General features: G+C 46.6%; 14 protein-coding genes. 8 read left to right on the top strand and 6 right to left on the bottom strand.

From position 1 onward, the window contains the following. Positions 1–127 precede the first annotated feature (127 nt). On the bottom strand, positions 128–460 hold the full coding sequence (locus H065_RS0108525) for a hypothetical protein (protein WP_017812621.1): 333 nt from the start codon (positions 458–460) through the stop codon (positions 128–130). 361 nt (positions 461–821) lie between these two features. On the opposite strand from H065_RS0108525, the gene msrC reads away from it, so the two are divergent. The 3 genes from msrC (at position 822) to H065_RS0108510 (ending at position 4234) form a co-directional block, all read left to right on the top strand. Further along, positions 822–1301, top strand: a complete 480-nt coding sequence (gene msrC / locus H065_RS0108520) for a free L-methionine (R)-S-oxide reductase MsrC (protein WP_017812620.1) — start codon at positions 822–824, stop codon at positions 1299–1301. A 206-nt stretch (positions 1302–1507) separates the two neighbouring features. After that, positions 1508–3310 (top strand): oligoendopeptidase F, encoded by a 1803-nt coding sequence (gene pepF / locus H065_RS0108515; RefSeq protein WP_017812619.1) that lies wholly within the window; start codon positions 1508–1510, stop codon positions 3308–3310. A gap of 321 nt (positions 3311–3631) precedes the next feature. Next, entirely contained in the window at positions 3632–4234 is a 603-nt protein-coding gene (locus H065_RS0108510; RefSeq protein ID WP_017812618.1) for a nitroreductase family protein, read from the top strand. A gap of 228 nt (positions 4235–4462) precedes the next feature. Here H065_RS0108510 and H065_RS0108505 read toward each other — a convergent pair whose 3' ends face one another. Then, a complete protein-coding gene (locus H065_RS0108505) occupies positions 4463–5143 on the bottom strand; it encodes a hypothetical protein (RefSeq protein ID WP_017812617.1) in 681 nt (226 codons plus the stop codon). 93 nt (positions 5144–5236) lie between these two features. Then, positions 5237–6262: an LLM class flavin-dependent oxidoreductase gene (locus H065_RS0108500; protein ID WP_017812616.1), complete on the bottom strand. Its 1026-nt coding sequence runs from the start codon at positions 6260–6262 to the stop codon at positions 5237–5239. Between the two features lie 304 nt (positions 6263–6566). On the opposite strand from H065_RS0108500, the gene H065_RS25575 reads away from it, so the two are divergent. Then, a complete protein-coding gene (locus H065_RS25575; RefSeq protein ID WP_238557920.1) occupies positions 6567–10250 on the top strand; it encodes a collagen binding domain-containing protein in 3684 nt (1227 codons plus the stop codon). Between the two features lie 166 nt (positions 10251–10416). Here the strand turns inward: H065_RS25575 and H065_RS0108490 are convergent, their stop codons facing one another. Further along, complete coding sequence (locus H065_RS0108490) at positions 10417–11841, bottom strand: dihydrolipoyl dehydrogenase family protein (protein WP_017812614.1); 1425 nt, start codon at positions 11839–11841, stop codon at positions 10417–10419. 309 nt (positions 11842–12150) lie between these two features. Here H065_RS0108490 and H065_RS0108485 point away from each other — a divergent pair, with 309 nt between their 5' ends. Both H065_RS0108485 and H065_RS26915 read left to right on the top strand, forming a co-directional pair. Next, positions 12151–12798, top strand: a complete 648-nt coding sequence (locus H065_RS0108485) for a hypothetical protein (protein WP_017812613.1) — start codon at positions 12151–12153, stop codon at positions 12796–12798. 48 nt (positions 12799–12846) lie between these two features. Then, entirely contained in the window at positions 12847–13446 is a 600-nt protein-coding gene (locus tag H065_RS26915; protein ID WP_017812612.1) for a hypothetical protein, read from the top strand. A gap of 158 nt (positions 13447–13604) precedes the next feature. Here H065_RS26915 and H065_RS0108475 read toward each other — a convergent pair whose 3' ends face one another. Further along, a complete protein-coding gene (locus H065_RS0108475; RefSeq protein ID WP_017812611.1) occupies positions 13605–14804 on the bottom strand; it encodes an ROK family protein in 1200 nt (399 codons plus the stop codon). Between the two features lie 218 nt (positions 14805–15022). On the opposite strand from H065_RS0108475, the gene H065_RS0108470 reads away from it, so the two are divergent. Next, positions 15023–15640: a hypothetical protein gene (locus H065_RS0108470; protein WP_017812610.1), complete on the top strand. Its 618-nt coding sequence runs from the start codon at positions 15023–15025 to the stop codon at positions 15638–15640. 164 nt (positions 15641–15804) lie between these two features. Next, positions 15805–16503, top strand: a complete 699-nt coding sequence (locus tag H065_RS0108465) for a hypothetical protein (protein ID WP_017812609.1) — start codon at positions 15805–15807, stop codon at positions 16501–16503. A gap of 150 nt (positions 16504–16653) precedes the next feature. Here the strand turns inward: H065_RS0108465 and H065_RS0108460 are convergent, their stop codons facing one another. After that, positions 16654–18045, bottom strand: coding sequence for a TraB/GumN family protein (locus H065_RS0108460; RefSeq protein WP_017812608.1), 1392 nt, complete (start codon positions 18043–18045; stop codon positions 16654–16656). Positions 18046–18140: the final 95 nt, after the last annotated feature.

Below are 18140 nucleotides of genomic sequence, written 5' to 3'. Positions count from 1 at the left end.
CGTCAATCCCCTGCATACACTCCTGGTACTGCCGATGTCCATTCATCAAAAAGAGCGTACCCCATAATGCATTACGGGATACGCTCTTTTTGCGAAAGGAGATGGCTAACCTATAGGTAGCCAGCAATCAGACGACGACAGACGATTTCTGTTCCGAGCGAGTACGTTCAGGGAGGTTGCCGCTCTGATGAGAGACCACTTCACTGCACAGCATCGAAAGCCGTTTGCGAATTTCCTTGAGTTCTCCGATACCTGTACCGGTGATCATGTATTCCTCACCGTTGGCAGTCAGCATATTCTCGGTAGTGAGATGTTCCAGTTCCTGCTTCACTTCGCGATCCCCTACACGATAGCCATGACTCTCCAGAATCGGCTGCATATCGTTGATCGTCAGTTTATGCTGAGTAGCCTGGTGCAGCATATGAATTCGAATAAAAAGATTTTGTACCTCCGCGTGCATATACTCTTCTCTCCTTCCAGTGATGTGTTAAGTATGAAGGCCGTGTATCCATTCCTGGCTAAGAGTTCGTTCAAACAGGGATATAGCCGCGGCAGATCGAGCCTTTTCTGTCCTTAAGGTATTCATGCTGTACTTACCCCTGCCGCCCGTCCGGTAAACATATTCAGCAACCTTTATTCCAAATTTTACCTTACAAGCTTAAACGACCATTTTGCGATAGACTACACCGTATCTTCATTTGCAAAAAGACCTGTGAGCTGTATACTATCCCTATGCGCTGTTCTGCGATCATTTCTACAGATGCAGCCATCATGTATACAGTCTGTCGGGCTGTAAATTTCATATCGAAAAGGTGAATCCCATGTTTGAAAATATAGCGTATTCCGGTTCTCGTGAAGAACAGTACAGTATGGCACTCAGCCAGCTCAAAGGCCTTATTCACGACGAACCCAATCGTATTGCCAATCTGTCCAATGCTTCTGCACTGCTGAAGCAGTTCCTGACCGATACTAACTGGGCAGGCTTTTATCTGTATGACGGTAAAGAACTGGTACTTGGTCCCTTCCAGGGTCTGCCGGCTTGTATTCGTATTCCGCTGGGCAAAGGGGTATGCGGGACATCCGCAGCCGAGCGCCGTACCATGCTTGTTGCAGACGTACATGAATTCCCGGGACATATCGCCTGTGATGCCGCATCCAACAGCGAGATTGTAGTTCCACTGGTCAAAGACGGCGAGCTGATTGGCGTGATCGATATCGACAGCCCGCTCAAATCCCGTTTTGACGAACAAGATCAAAAGTTCCTGGAAGAGTTTGCTGAGATCCTCGTTCAGTCCTTCTGATTAAATATTGTGCAGATAACAGACAGTCCGGTTCATATTTCGATGAATCGGGCTGTTTTTATATCCAGTTTCTCGCTTTCGCTTCCATTTTTCCCAGTCCGTTGTCAGCTGATGCCATACTTGCGCAAATTTTATTTTGTATTTTTATCATCTATAATGAAGATATGGCATTTTATTTTACATAATATCAGGAGGGAATAAACCGTATGTCAAAAATAATGACCCGTTCCGAAGTCCCTGTCTCCTCAACCTGGAATATAAGTGATCTCTATGCAACAGAATCTGACTGGGAAAAAGATCTGCGTGCTCTGCAGCAGCTTGCCGAAGATATTCAATCTTACAAAGGGCGCCTTGGTGAATCAGCGCGGACGTTATACGAATGTCTGGAACAAGAAGAATCCCTGATGCAAAAAGCGATGAAAACTGCCAATTACGCAGGTCTTCAGCAATCCGAGGACGGAACCAATCCTGCCAATATTGCCCGTGCTGCCCGTTCCGGCGATGTACTATCCGCTGTCTATGCCCGTCTGACCTGGATTAATTCCGAAATCCTTGATCTGTCCGAAGGCATTATTAATCAATATGTCGCTGAATACCCGGCACTCGGCGTATATGAACGCAGCCTGAATCTGCTGCTGGACACGCGTCCGCACCGTCTGTCACCCGATGTAGAAGCAACACTGGCGTCGCTGGGCGAAGTGACCGGTGCGCCTTACCGGATCTATCTGCGCAGCAAGCTTGCAGATATGACATTTGACGATGCTGCCGATCAGCAGGGACAGGTGCAGCCCGTTTCTTTCCGGCTGTATGAGAATGCTTATGAAGTATCGCCGGATACAGAACTGCGGCGTAGTTCTTTTGCTTCCTTTACCAAGACCTTGCGTCAGTATCGCAATACGATCGCCGAGACCTATGCCACCGAAGTCAAAAAGCAGATCGTAATGTCCCGTCTGCGCGGCTATGAATCAGTCACCGATATGCTGCTCCAGCCCCAGCAGGTCACACGCGATATGTACAATAATATCCATAATGTGCTGCTCCAGGAGTTGGCACCGCATATGCAGCGGCTTGCCCGACTCAAACAGCGCGTGCTGGGACTGGATCGTATGACATTTTGTGATCTCAAAGCGCCGCTGGACCCGGACTATAATCCATCTGTATCTTTTGCAGAGGCAGCAGATACGGTCAAGGAAGCCCTTCAGATCATGGGACCGGAATACATGGATATTATGGAAGAAGCATTCTCTTCCCGCTGGATCGACTATGCAGATAATGCCGGTAAATCAACCGGTGCCTTCTGCGCCTCCATCTATGGGGAGCACTCCTATATTCTGATGGCATGGGCAGACAATATGCGCAATGCATTTACGCTGGCACATGAACTGGGACATGCCGGACACCTGACTCTGGCTGCACGCAATCAGCGCCTGTCCAACTATCGTCCATCACTCTATTGTATCGAAGCTCCATCTACCATGAATGAACTGCTGCTGGCAGATCACCTTATGAAGAGTTCACAGGACAAGCAATTGCGCCGCTGGGTTATTTTGCAGCTGCTGAGCACGTATTACCATAACTTTGTCACCCATCTGCTGGAAGCCGAGCTTCAGCGCCGGGTATACGATGCCGCTATGCATGGACAGGCAATTACGGCAGATTGGCTGTCTGCTACCAAAGGCGAAGTACTGTCCGGCTTCTGGGGAGACACTGTCGAGATTGATGAAGGTGCCCGCCTGACCTGGATGCGTCAGCCTCATTATTACATGGGACTCTATCCATATACGTATGCTGCCGGATTGACTGCTTCGACAGCAGCCATGCAGCGTATTCGTGAAGAAGGACAACCCGCTGTAGATCGCTGGCTCACTGCACTCAAAGCAGGCGGATCACTGCCTCCACTGGAACTGATGCAGTTGGCTGGTGTAGATATGTCCGGTCCCGAGCCTATTTCCACCGCTGCTGATTATGTGGGTTCCCTGATCAGTGAACTGGAATCACTGTACGAGTAATTCGCACGATTCATAAGTAGTTACATCATTCTGTCGATTGCCGCACTACACACAGACGTGTTGCTTTAATAACTATCCTAAAAACTGACGATTTGATTACCTCTATAGCTGCATTATGATCAATTCGGCTATCGAGGTGTCAGTCATCAGTTTTTTGTTATACTCTCCTATTTTTTTGTTCTTTTATCCATTGCTTATTTTTACTTTTTGTCTCTAAATAAAGATTTTTTTCGAAAAAGGGGTTGATTTATGAAAAATGTGTAGTATCATTAAAAAAGTAAGTAACAAACATTTACATATAATCGAGGAGGATTAATCAATATGTCTACTGAATTTATGAAAGCTCTTGAGAACCGCCGCTCTATCTATGTGATCAGCAAAGAATCCACTATCGAAGACAGCAAAATCCAACAAATCGTTGAAGAAGCTGTTAAATATACACCATCTTCCTTCAACTCCCAAAGCGCACGTGTTGTTGTACTGCTGGGCGAACAGCATGATCGTCTGTGGGATATTACGACCGAGACACTGCGCGGTATCGTGAACAACGAAGAAGTATTCCAATCCACTGCCGACAAAATGAATATGTTCAAAAACGGTTACGGAACTGTACTGTTCTTCGAAGATACCGACATCATCGCTAACCTGCAAAACCAATTCGAAGCTTATCGTGATAACTTCCCGCTGTGGGGACAACAAGCTAACGGCATGCTCCAACTGGTGATCTGGACAGCTCTGGAAGCAGAGGGTCTGGGTGCTACATTGCAGCATTACAACCCAATTATTGATGAAGAAGTAAAATCCACGTGGAACATCCCTGCTCAATGGCAAATGGTTGCACAAATGCCTTTCGGTAAACCAGCTGCTCCTGCTGGCGAGAAAACCTACCAGCCTGTTGAAGAACGCGTAAAATTCTTCAAATAAGATAAAGTTAAATCAATCTTTCAATATTAGCTTCCTATAAATAAGCATACAAAAGCACCTGCTCTCTTCTGAAGGCAGGTGCTTTTGTATGCTTTTCTTCTATATTATCAAGTATCCGGTAGGGCCATTTCGTTTCTATTAAATAGATCCTTATCTGTCCGCTTGCCCGGTTCACTGTCTAGATTGCATAGATATCGAACCTGTAGCACTCTATATTTTAGTGAATACTCAATCTCCTACTGTACTGCCATCCTGATACTGGGTACGAATACGCAGTACATTGCCGTCTTTGTCCAGATCCAGACGTACGGTTGTACCTTCCAGCTTTTCATTATCCGGATCTTTTTGTGCTTCATATTGAGCGGATTTGGTATAAGTCATCTCTTTTTCACCCTGCTTGATAACTACCTGTGTATCGGTCTGGGATACATACATACCGACGATATCCTGTTGAGAGTTATCCGCATCGTCTGCTTTGTCAGCAGGCTGGGCAACAGTGATGCTACCATCTTGCGCACTCAGGGTTACACTAATCTGCTGACCCGGAAGGTCTGTAGATGGCGGCAAAGCAGATGCTGGCTCGTACGAGTTACTTTTCGGAATGATCAGCTGTTTGCCGTTCACATCCAGCGTCATGGTATCTTCATTCTCCGCTACATACTTACCAACTACATTATAGTCTGAGTCGGGATTGCTTTTGTTGGGATCGGAAGAATACTGACGATAATCGGTTTCCGTAGTCTGCGGATTCGAGTTATCCTGTCCGGTATCATCCGGTTTGGACTCCGAGGCACTCTGTGCGGCAGAAGTCGGATCATTACTTTTACTTCCCTGTGTATCGCTGCAGCCTGCTAGTACGCCGGATAGCAGCAGCCCAGCAGCTGCGCTCATTGTTAAAGACTTCATCATCTTGGCAAGCCCCTCTCTGTAATCTCCGTTACGGGATCAATTTACACACTCACATGTTCCTTTACCCCAAATCCGGGTAGTTCCAAACCTTAATTACAAGGGCTGCATCGTCTGAGACAGTCCAAAAGCTGCGGCCAACTGTTCAATAGCGCGCATCCGGTTATGAAATCCGTACATAAGCGGCAGCAGCAATACTTCTTGCACTGCATAATCTGCTGCCAACTCTTCGATGCCTTCTCGTACGCTATCTGCTGTACCTACAATCATCCGGCGGCGATTACGGGCAATAACTTCCAGATCCTTGGTCGAGTAATCATGCGACTCAATAGTTGCCGGAGACGGAAAAAAGGGTAGGCGCTGTCCTTTATTCTCCGACATCAGCAACCAGTAATCCCAGCTGCGTGCCAGCTGCTCAGCCTCCTCCTCTGTATCCGCAACCGTAACGAAAATACCCACCATCCCTCGGGGCGCCGACAAAGCAGTAGAAGAACGAAAATTAGCCTGGTACTGCTGCATTGCAGCACGTCCAACAGATGATGCATTTATAAAATGGGCAAAAGCCAATCCGGTTCCATGATCTGCCGCCAGTTCAGCTCCTCCGCGGCCGGTCCCCAGCATCCACAGCTCGGGCTGCGTATCAATCACCGGCGTTGCTTTGAGACCTGGAAAGCGATGATCTGCAGGTTCCTCGTCATTCAGATAGCGAATCAGATCGATTAGCTGCTGTTCATAAGGAACCGTTTCGGTACGACCTTCATTCAGAGCCTTTTTGCCGATCCGTCCCGCACCGGCTGCTCTGCCGGCTCCGAGATCAATTCGTCCCGGATGTAGTGCCTCCAGCATACGGAAATTCTCTGCAATTTTGTAGGCACTATAATTGGGCAGCATTACTCCGCCCGAGCCAATACGAATATGTTCTGTCTGATTCGCCAGATGCATCATCAACAACTCCGGATTACTGCCAGCAAGCGGCGGCAGATAATGATGTTCCGACACCCAGAAACGGTGATAGCCCAGCCGATCTGCAGCACGTGCCAACTCAGCCGTTTGCTGCAGTGCCATCCGGTCATTGCTTCCTTCATCTACAGGAGAGTAGTCCAATATTGATAGTGAAATCATACATGATTCCTCCTTTTCCAACAGCAATGTCCATTATTTTCCATGTTTCGCAATATCGAATATGTGTTACATTCCCATAGGCGTATAGATTCCTAAATACAGTTATTATTTTTTACGATTCCTAAAATATTATCAGCAACTAATTCTATATAATCGTGTATAATGAATCAAATGCGTTTTACATAAAAAACCAGCAGAGAAATATTCAACCTTTCCATGCTGCAGGGGGGCTTTTTTCACCGTCATCTATTGCTAAATTCATATAAAAAAGGAGCTACTCATGAATATATTTAAGAAAGTAAGTATGTTATTTCTTACTTTAACCATTTTGCTGCCCGGTTTGTTTGGATTTCACTCTGCCTATGCTGCGGATGCAGGTACTACTTCAGATTCGGCAGTAACTGCTGCACCATCAGATACAGGAACAACTGTACAGTCTGACACGTATGGTCAACCAGGCGGAGGCACTGATAATCCCCCTGGCACATCTACGCCACCTACTGGAGATACGGGTACCCAACCTCCGGTTACTCCCGAGGTCCCTGCAGCTGATACATATCAGAACATTATTACCCGGATATTTCTGACCGATGCCAATATGACTGAAATTGATGGTCAGGTCAATCCCGATACGCAGATCGATCCGGATGCACCGGTCTATCTGAATTATGAGTGGGCATTGCCGGATAATGGCTCTTTCCACAGCGGATCTACTTTTGAATTCGATCTGCCAGCCGCTTTTCAATTATACAATGATATCAATAATGTCCCTCTGCAGTTCGAAGACGGAACAGTAGGCAGCTTCAGCGCTACACGCAGTGGGCATGTCACTATGACATTTAATGATACGATTGAACAATACTCGAATATTCACGGAACGATGCAGTTCCGCACTGCATTCAGCCAGGAGATAACCCATGGCAGCACCGAGGTACAGATCCCGGTACCGCTTAACGGGGATTCCAATTTTATTCTGGTCTATTTCAAACCTGACAAAGGCACATCGATCAGCAAACGTGGACAGGCACTGGATCAGGATCATATTCAGTGGACGATCGATGTGAATACGACCAAGGAAAAAGTCGAAAATGCTGTAATCACCGATCCTATTGCTGCAGGCATGTCTCTGGATACAAGTTCGGTTCAGGTACACGAACTGAATGTCAATGTCGATGGAACAACGACCCGTGGACAACAGCTGACTTCCGGTTACCAGTTGGAAGCAGATAGCAGCAGCTTCAAGCTTACCTTTGACCCGGTAATCCGTTCTGCCTATCGTATTACTTATGTGACCGATCTTACGACAGACACACAGAGCAAGTTCACTAATACGGCATCTTTTGCCAGCAACAAAGGTACACTGACTGCCAAAGCAGAAGTTTCTGTAGAACAGAAGTTTCTGACCAAAAAAGTAGAAAACTATGACGAGCAGACCGGTATTATCTCATGGTCGATCGGCTATAATCTGAACAGCCGCTCTATTCCGCAGGACCAAGCCGTACTACAGGATCGTTTTAATGCCAGCCAGAAGCTGGTCGCTGATTCGATCAGAGTCTACAATGCCAACACGAATAGTCTTCTGACAGAAGGTCAGGATTATACGATTACACCGTTTGCCATCAAGAGCGGTCGTACCGGATTCGATCTAAAGTTCCAATATGCTATCGATTCTCCCTACACGATCAAGTACCAGACCCAACCTGTTAATCGTGTAGACAATGATGAGAAAGTAACCAATACTGTCACTTCGGGTGGAGCAAGCGGAAGTGCCTCCCAGGTGATCAAAAATGTTGTCTTTACCAAAAAGTTGGTGGATGCCAACTATATTCGCAAAGAAGCAACATGGATGCTGAGCCTTAATCGTGATGGCTATCCAATGTCCAATGTAATCATCAATGATACTTTCCCGAATGGCGGACTGGAATTCCAGCCGGATTCTCTGCAGATTCTAAATTCGGACGGTAGCGAATATCCTGCCTCCGACTATAAAGTGAGCAGCGAGAATGGACGATCCGGTTTCAAAATTACGTTTAATGAAGATATTACCGCTCCATTGACGATCACTTATCGTACTCTGTTCGATGTCGAATGGAAAACAAACAAGACTGACACTTCCTTTTTGAACCGGGCGCAGCTGTCCTGGATCGAAAATGGAAAAACACGGACAGATGATGCAGAAGCACGCTTCTGGCCGGATAGCATGACTCTCAACAACGGTTCCAAAGATGGTTCGTACAATGCGACCACCAAGCAAATCACTTGGAACATCAAAGCCAATTACAGCAGCCGTCAGCTGACCAATGCTTATATTGAAGATATGCTGGAGCCGGGTCAAACCTATGTGCCAGGTTCACTGCAGGTGAATCATATGAACCTGCTTGGTGTCTGGAACAGTGTAACCCGCGGCAAAACAGTCGCTCCATCTGAATACAAGACCATACTCCCTGCTGCAGGTGAAGATGGCGGCAAGCTGCAGGTACAATTCAATCAGCCGATCAATTCGCCGTATTGGATTACTTTTAAGACAACAGTAGAGAATCATATAGTGAAGCCAACGATTCGCAACAATGCGGTGCTGCACAGTGATCAGGCTGTCTATCCATGGGCTGCAGCGGTTAGTATTCCCAAAGGTGGAGAATATGTATCCAAGACCGGTACACAGGATGGCGACAAAATCTACTGGACTGTCTATATCAACCGTGGACAATCCTATGTAGAAAATGCACGCATTATCGATCAACCGACGCCTAACCAGATTTTGCTGACCGACTCCTTTAATCTGTACTCGGCTAGTGTCGCGAGTAACGGTGGGTTAGCCAAAGGACCCAAACTGGTACGTGGTACCGATTATAAATTAGCTATTACTTCAGGCAGTCCGGAGAAGTTCGAATTGTCCTTCCTGAAGCCGATCCGATCCGCCATGATTCTGGAATACTCTTCCATGATCACAGCAGAAGACAGAGAACAGATTGGTAATACCGTACAATTTGCCGGAGATGGAATTACATCCGGCACGATAGATACAACCAAAGAAATTACGGTACGTACTTCTTCGGCTTCCGGCACGGGAACAGGCGTAGTCGGCAACCTTATCGTAAGCAAGGTTGATAAAGACGATCCTACATTACCGCTGGAAGGCGCAACTTTTGTATTACAGGATGCTGCCAAAGCCAGACCTGCTATCAAGTTGACGACTGACCCGCAGGGACGTGCTCTGTTTACCCGATTGCTATACGGCAAGTATACGCTTCAGGAGACAAGTGCTCCTGCCGGTTATACACTGGATTCCACTGTACACACAGTGACGATTAATTCCAGTATCAAGCAGTCCAATAATGCGGTATTCCTGACATTAACGAATACCAAGCAGCCGACAGTACCTCCGGGTACACCTGATAATCCAGGTACACCGGGCAATCCAGGGACTCCTGATAATCCGGGAACCCCAGGTACACCAGACAATCCTGGTAATCCAGGGACACCGACAGATAATAAGCCGGATAAAGACAAACCAGGAACACCGTCCAATCCGCCAGGAGGTACAACTCCACCAGGTGGTACGACACCATCAGGCGGTTCACCGGTAACAGAACCGACGATTCCGGTTGCAGATGATCCAACACCATCCGGTACGGTTGATCCAACACCTTCTAATCCGTCTGTTCTGCCGGAGACATCACCTCCGGTACCAGGTAACCCTGCTGAACCGGATATGCCAATTCCGGATGAACCTGTACCAAGTGGTACCGTTCCACCAGCACCTGCCCAACAACCGGATATCCCGGTCAATGATGAGCCGGTACCAAAAGGAACAACGCCACCTGTACGTACTCCATCCCAGCAGCAGCCAATGCTGCCGCAAACAGGAGAATCGAGCCGTATGCCATTCTGGCTGACCGGTGCAGCCCTCCTTGTAATGGGTGTTGTACTCCACCAGGTACAGTCTGCACGCAGACGTTCTGAAGGACGCGGCGGTTCAGGAAAATAAACAAATAGTATTTTAAATAAAAGCACCTGTTGGTTGTTCGATGAATGGATATCATCGCATACAGACAACAGGTGCTTTTTATTGTGTATTTGTATCGGAAGCAGATGAGGAGCTTGTGCATTCCGCCCATTCATTGCTTAATGGCAAACTACACTACGATACAAGGCTAGATTTTCAGCATGTAACTGAGATCGGAAGCCGGAGTCGGATACGCATACAGTACTTCCCGCATCTGATCGATCGTCAGGTTGAGCCGGATCGCTATGGCAAAGTAATTAAGCATCTCATCCGCTTCACCACTTAATATATGTGCTCCAAGAATCTTTCGTGTAGACGTATCAATAATAATTTTGGCCATGGCTGTTGGTTCATTGGTCCGCTTGTACGTATACCAGGTAGACGTATCAAATGTATTGACTGTGACATGATCACCCAGCTTGCGGGCTTCCTCCTCACTTATGCCGATCGCACCCAATTTGGGAATAGTAAAAGCGATGCTCGGCATTTCCCGATAATCCGGTTTGCGTGTATTGCCGTTAAGCAGATTATGGGTAGCCACCTGCGATTCCAGACTGGCAAGCGGTGTAAGCGGCAGTCCGGGAGAGTCCGTACAGTCTCCTGCAGCATACACGATAGGATTGCTGACACTCTGCATGTAGTCATTGACACGAACGCCTTTTTTACTGAATTCCACCTTACCTTGTTCCAGCTGAATATCCATAATATTCGGCATTCTTCCAGCACCGTGGACGACCAGTCCGCATTCCAGACGCATTTCCTGATCTTGCTGGCTGGCCTGTATGAGATAGCGTGTCTGATGGTTCGCTCTATCAGCTGTCCGGGACTCTGCATTAGCTGGTGATGAATCGGATTCTGTTCCCTCTTCCAACTGTTCAATAGACTGCAGCGATGTGTTCAGATGGATATGAATACCAATATCACGGCTTCGCTGCATCAGTTCCTTCACCAGCTCCGGATCGAATCCCTTGAGCGGCTGCTCATCCTTATGCAGAATATGTACTTCTGCACCTGCACGGGCAGCAATATGGGCAAATTCAAAGGAAATATATCCGCCACCTACGAATACAAGTGGAGAGGGCAGCTGCTCCAGATTCAGAAAGTCATCACTGTTCGCCAGATACTGCTCTCCTGTGACTGACAGAGGGGCTGGCTTGGCACCGGTAGCGATCATAATATGTCTGCCAGTCAGACGATGACCATCTACTTCTATGGTGTCTTCACTGACGAACCGGGCATGACCATGAAAAGTATGAATACCTGCATCCTTCAATTTCTTTTCGTGGGCACCCGGGATATAGTCCGTAAATGTATGCTTGAAAGCCATAAGATCCGGCCAGTTGATCCGGACACTATCTTCTAGCCCTTTACCGACCATCCGCTCGGTATGATCAACGAGCTCGGCAGCTCCAACCAGTACCTTTTTGGGATCGCATCCGCGCAGGGCACAGGTACCTCCGTACTCCCTTGAATCTATAATCGCAACTTCCCAGTTTTGTTCACGACATGCCTGAGCGGTAGCTGCGCCTGCACTGCCGGTACCGATTACAACAAGATCAAAAGTCTGTTCCATGGATTATCGCCTCATTTATATGAATTCAAGTCACTGGTTAAAGTCACTCTCCTATTCTTTTAAACTTCAAATGACAGCCGCAATCGGCTGCACCTACTTTGCAGGGTCACGCAACAACTGATTCGGCAGTCATATGAATCGGTTACGCCTGTTCGAACAACATATGCGACTATTCAACCAATTTTGCGAATATCCGATCTATTCTGTCATAATATTGAATTTCTTACCTTTTCAGTCTTTCTTTTTATTGACGTACCGTGTTAAATTGTAAAAATAATCTAATAAATACATAATAGAGGGGTTACTCACATGAAGAACAAATTACTACTGACTCTGATGCTCGCAGCATTGGTCACCGCTTCCTCCGCACTGCCTGCCAGCATGACATATGCTGCTACAGACGATGCACCTGACGGCAGCTATACAATGGATCTTACTACCGATGCCGATGCAGCGGATAATACAGCAACCGCTGAAGAGAGCGCAGATACCGACACCTATGGAGATGAAGACACCTGGGCTAATGCTGATCCTGTATTGGTGGAAGAAGCATCATCCTTCCTGGATTATTCCGATCAAATGGAGCCTCTCTTCTCCTATGAGACCAAAGCATGGGATGCCTATAATATTAATGAATATGTGAAAAGCTCCAACCGCAAACAGGAATACAAACTGATGACCTACACAGTCGTACCCAACTACACCAAATTCGTATCCGGCATCAAACTGATCAAACCCAAAAATAGCGAACTGGCCAAAATTCATGCCAAATATGTAAAAGGTGCCTATCTGGAACTCGAAGGATTCGTACTGTACAAAAAATATGTATCCAGTGCCAGACTCGATGATGTCATCCTCAACAAGTCCAAAGCCAAACTGAAAGCCGGCGGCAAACTGATCGATCAGTTCAATAAAGAGATCGACAAATACATTACCAAATTCGACGCGCTGCAATAATTCTCTGTATTTTATAATATCCTACTCATATACCAAGGAGCGAATAGAATGTTCACCAAAAAAATGTTATTTGTGCTGGCTTTTTCCTTATTGCTGACCAGTACCAGCCTGTTCTCTACCGGCGCTGTCTATGCTGCAGACGACTCGGCTTCCAACAGTTCCGTTTCTACGGAAGATACTACCAGTGAGGATCTCAGCGATGATCTGGCCGAAGATTATGCCGATCTCGACCCGGCACTCGCAGCAGAAGCTACCCAGCTGCTGGACTATCTGGATCAGCTCAAAACGATTGCTTCCTATGAAGACAAAGCGGTAGATACCTATAACTCTTTCCGTTATGTTACATCGTCGAATCGTAAAAAAGCTTATGCAGCCATGAACAATACTGTAGTTCCTAATTACACCAAATTTGTTGTCGGTCTCAAGCAGATCAAACCCGAGACACCTGAACTTGCCAAAATTCATAATCAGTATGTCAAAGCCGCTTCCCTGCAGCTGCAGGCGCTAACTTTGTTCAAGAAATATGTATCCACTCCCCAGCTCAAAACAGCTACTCTCAAACAGGCTAACCTGAAGGTCGATGCAGGTATCAAAATGTTGAAAGTATACCGGGATAACATGGATGATTATTTGGAGAAATTTGAATAATAGGCTATCATGATGAACATCTAACAGCATAATATGTTGCCCAATAAAAAGCCCGGATCATGCTCCTCCTGTAAAGGAACAGCTGATCCGAGCTTTTTGCTTTGCAATATTGGAGATTGGTTAGGATGAAGACCGTACAGTATTAATACCTTGTCTTACTACATTTCCATCTGTGACAGAATCATAACAGCGGCACCTACAGATACAGCATTTTCCTGTAGAATCCCTCTGGAAAAGACCGGTTGCAGGCGTTCTTCTCCATAGATCTGTTTTTTCGCAACAGCGATAGCCGTATCATAGTAACCCGGGTCCGCATTGATCAGCGCACCGCCCAGAATAACCTTTTCCGGCTGCAGGGTATTGATCAGATTGGCGAGTCCGATACCCATATAACCGGCGGATTGATTAAACAACTCCCTCAGAACGGTATTGCCGCTTCGCAGTGCATCGACCAGCGTATCAAAATGGATCTGTTCCGGCAGTAGAGGCTGTCCATCTTTGCTAAATTCCAGTCCTATCCGGCTCCGCTGACGTACCTGCTGCTCCAATGCCTGAATAGATACATAAGCTTCCAGTGCACCGTAATTGCCCTGCTCCTGCAGCCGCGCACCACCAGCCTGTACAACCATCTGTCCGACAGCACCCTCTTTGTCCATCGCTCCGCGTACCAGCTGGCCGGAGGACAGAATTGCCGAGCGAATTCCTGCTCCGGCATTAACGTACAGCATATGCTGTATATTGCTCTCGCGCATTGCCCAGTGTTCCCCGATCAATGCTGTGTTCGCTCCATTATCCAGCGTAGCCGCAAGACCAGTACGTTCAGTCAGCATCTTGCAGATACTTACATTCTGCCAGCCTGCAGCCGGAAAATAGGCTGGATTCAGGATCGTTCCCTGCTCATGATCCAGCGGACCGACGGCTCCAATGCCGATTCCCATAATGCGCTGACGGCTTAGATGCCGCTCCGCCAGTGCTTCCTGAATACGAGCTGCTACATAATCGGCCAGCACTGCCGGTTCCATCTGTTCATCCATCTGCCAGCGATGGGTATATAATGCGTTCATCCGCAGATCATATAATCCGAGCACCGAATAAATACGTGAAATATCCAATCCGAAAATATACCGATGACCGGTGTTCATCCGGTATAATGTCGGTCTTCGGCCGCCTGTAGACGGACCAAGGCCGGATTCCACAATCCATCCTTCATGCAGAAGTTCATCGAGCGTCCTATTCAGACTGCTGCTCGTAATATCGATATCTTTCATCAATTCAAGCTTGTAAACATCATCCTGAACGGCTATCCGGTCATACACCTGCCGTTTTAACGTTCGGGTTGTAGTCTGATACACAATCATTCATTCTCCCGTCCATGGTAACATTGGCTGCACGCAGCACCTAATTCTATTGTATCGTCCGAACTGACGAATAACCACCCGTATCCTGTAAAGACGGATTAGCGAATCATTATAGATACTGCATTTCGTTCTAAATAGATGGCAGATCTTCCATTTTCTTTCCAATCTGCCGATAAGAATATAGAACACAACTATACATAGTTTCAAAGGAGATAAAAATGAAAAAATATCGTCTACTTGCAGGAATACTCAGTACTGTACTGCTATTCTCTGCCATATTTACCTTACCATCCCTGGCTGGAGCAGAATCCGAAGCAGATTCTTCATCAGTCCCGGCTATTACGTACGAAGACATCCTAAATCATCCTGAGCTGCAGACAGAGTTAAAACAGTATCTGAGCGATTATCGTGAACTGGTAGAACCGGATATGCTGGATGCTTATGATGATTACGTATACTATCTGATCACCAGTATAAAACATCGGAAGTATGAGGCTTTGGCTGTTAAAGCTTACGAAAAATGCCGGGTGGACTCGGTAAAGACACGTGTGCAATCCTACAACGGTATGACCCGGACTGTTATCCCCAATTATCAGAAATTTATTGATTTGATGAAAACAATAAAGCCTGCTGAACCTCAAATCAGTAAACTTCATCAACAGTTTATCAAGGGTGCGACTCTACAGCTGGAAGGCTTTAAGTTACTGCAAAAATACTTCAGTCAGGCGAAACGTAATGACTCTCTTTTTTATAAAGCTAACGATAAGATTCGTTCAGGCAAGAATATACTTGATAAATACAACGTAGCAATGCTAAATTATGTAGCCCAGTTCTAAGCTTCGTTCTTCTCTTTACAATAACGATAGTTTCGTTCAGGCTTTTGCAGCAATTTGATGCTGCAAAAGCCTTTTTGTATATGGGCCAAATTTGCTCCTTCTCCCGTTTAATGGTAAAGTCTACCTAAACATCTATGTATTATGCAAAAGGAGGAAGATTACATATGAAGAAATATACGCTACTACTATTAACACTGGTCATGAGTACATCCCTGCTTGGATGCACCGAGCAAAGCAGTAAACCAGCAAGTAACAACGAATCAGCAGGCACAAGTGGTACAGAAGCTGCTGCACCGGCAACGACCACAACCGCACCGACAGAGACGACAAGTGAACCTGCTGTTGCCGGCAAACAAGGAGACACTGTAAACGAAGAACAACTTAAAGCAGCGATCGAAGTAGCCAAAAAATACAAAGAAACAGAATACACCATACCTGATTACAAAAATCTGGATCTGGAGTTCAAAACTCCAAAGAAAACAACAGATCCGGTCGAGCTCCCGCCTTCCATGCAGCAGCATTATGACAATCTGCTTCCATATGCTACCCAAAAAGCCATGGATAACAGTTTGCGCAATCGTCTTATTGAACTGCCGCTGCGACTGGCTGTAACGGAAAAGTCTTCTATCAGTCCACAGAATCTTGAATTGCATGCCGATCCGGTGCTCAAGGTAAAAGGTATCCTGGAGATCGATTATACAATGAAAGTACAGCTGGATCGAACCAAGGAACAGCTTCCTCTGCAAGGTACCCTACAGCTGCAGCAGATCGACGGAACATGGAAAGTTATTAATGATGCGTATGACTCTGATGATCTTAATAAATTGCTCACTCGCATGATACCGATCAGCAAACCCCAATAAGTATATATACAAATACACCCGGGAGAGCATAAGACTCTTCCGGGTGTATTTATGTTTGTATCTGAACCTTTATAATATCGGAAAATTTTTGACAGCGTCCTGCTTTGCCTCTAACATGGTGCAGAATTCTCTTGAAAAATCAGTCTGTGATTATTTGCGTGTAACGGTATATCCTTTGTTTTCGAGCAGTTTGATAATACCGTCATTGCCCAGATAATGGGCGGCTCCGACTACAACAAAGTACTGCTGATTGTTGCCATTTTTCAGATAAGCGTCGATCTTGTTTGCCATATTGATATTACGATCAACGAGGATAGCTTTGTGGTATTCCGGCTCGACCAGCGAACTGTTGGTCACTTCCATCAGCGCTTTTTCATCGCCGGTTTTCCACATCTCACCCAGCTCTTTCTCATGATTATCGGCTGGCTGTTTCTGCTTGTCATCAAAGGAAGCCAGTGTGGAGTAGAGCAATTTTTCCTGCAATTCATCGGAGAAATTATTCAGCATCCGAAGCTGCGATTCTTCGGTCTCCAGTCCGATCACCGGAATATCGCGTTCTGCTGCTTTTTTGATAAAATGCAGATCAATACCCAGATCGGCATCATATCCGGAATCATCGGTAGCAAAGGAAGAAACGATCATCTCGGCGACCCATGGTTTGAAGCGGTCCAGTGCACCGGACTTCCAGTCGTTCTCCTCCAGAACCCGGCCAAGCTTCTCGTATGTATAGGAGGAGATGTGATTGCGCAGCGTACTTCCATCATGATACATACCTGTATCCAGTACACGCTTTTGGAAGTCTTCCGAAGAATCTCTGGTAATATCGACTTCTACACTCAGTGAATCGGCTTCGGCAAATGCCTGCTCATATTCCTGACGCAGTGGGTAGAAGCTGTCATCCGCTACATGCATGGAGCCTACCAGATAGACGGTATTGCCATTGCTTTGGACTTCCCACATAAATCCGCGTGCGCCGGTCTGAACAGGTGCTGGCGCAGTTGTAGTATTATTGACTGCTGGAGTATTCGTTGGTGCTGGTGGTGTAATTGTTGTAGGTTCTGTGCTTGTTGTACTGCTGTCTGTAGGGGATGTAGTTGGTGCTGGTGTCATTTCTGCCGGACTGCTAACCGGTTCCTGTACTGCCGTTGCCGGAGCGGATACCAGCTGGATGGTACGGGATTTTGCATTCCAGCTTACCGTGTAACCTGGCAGTTCGCTAAATGTACGAATCGGTACGTAGGTAACACCTTTGATCTGGGTTAACTTGCTTTTGATGGTAAGACTTTTGCCATCGACAACGACCTTAATACTGTCTTTGGTAACCGAGGACAGTTGGATGCCCATGGCTTTGAGGGTAGAGCGGAGTGGTACCAGTGTGACTTGCTTCTGTACAGTCGGTGCGCCGCCGGAGCGATACTCGACCTTATGGTCATTAACTTTGACCACAAGCGGCTGTGCTGCGCCAGCCATCGTTGGTGCTGTAGTGGTCAGCAGACCTGCTGCCAGTACCAGGGTCATTATTTTCTTATGCCAGGATTTCATCGCAAAACTCCTTTTGAATGTTTTTTTCTGAGTGTAAAAAAGCGATTACAAGCTTGTGAATTCCGGCATAGAGGCAAAGCTTGACGTGTCTCTCT

The organism is Paenibacillus shenyangensis, from assembly GCF_000346635.1.
Taxonomy (GTDB): domain Bacteria; phylum Bacillota; class Bacilli; order Paenibacillales; family Paenibacillaceae; genus Saccharibacillus; species Saccharibacillus dauci.
The sequence above is the reverse complement of the archived record's forward strand: the minus strand, read 5'-3'. Positions and strand labels throughout refer to the sequence as shown.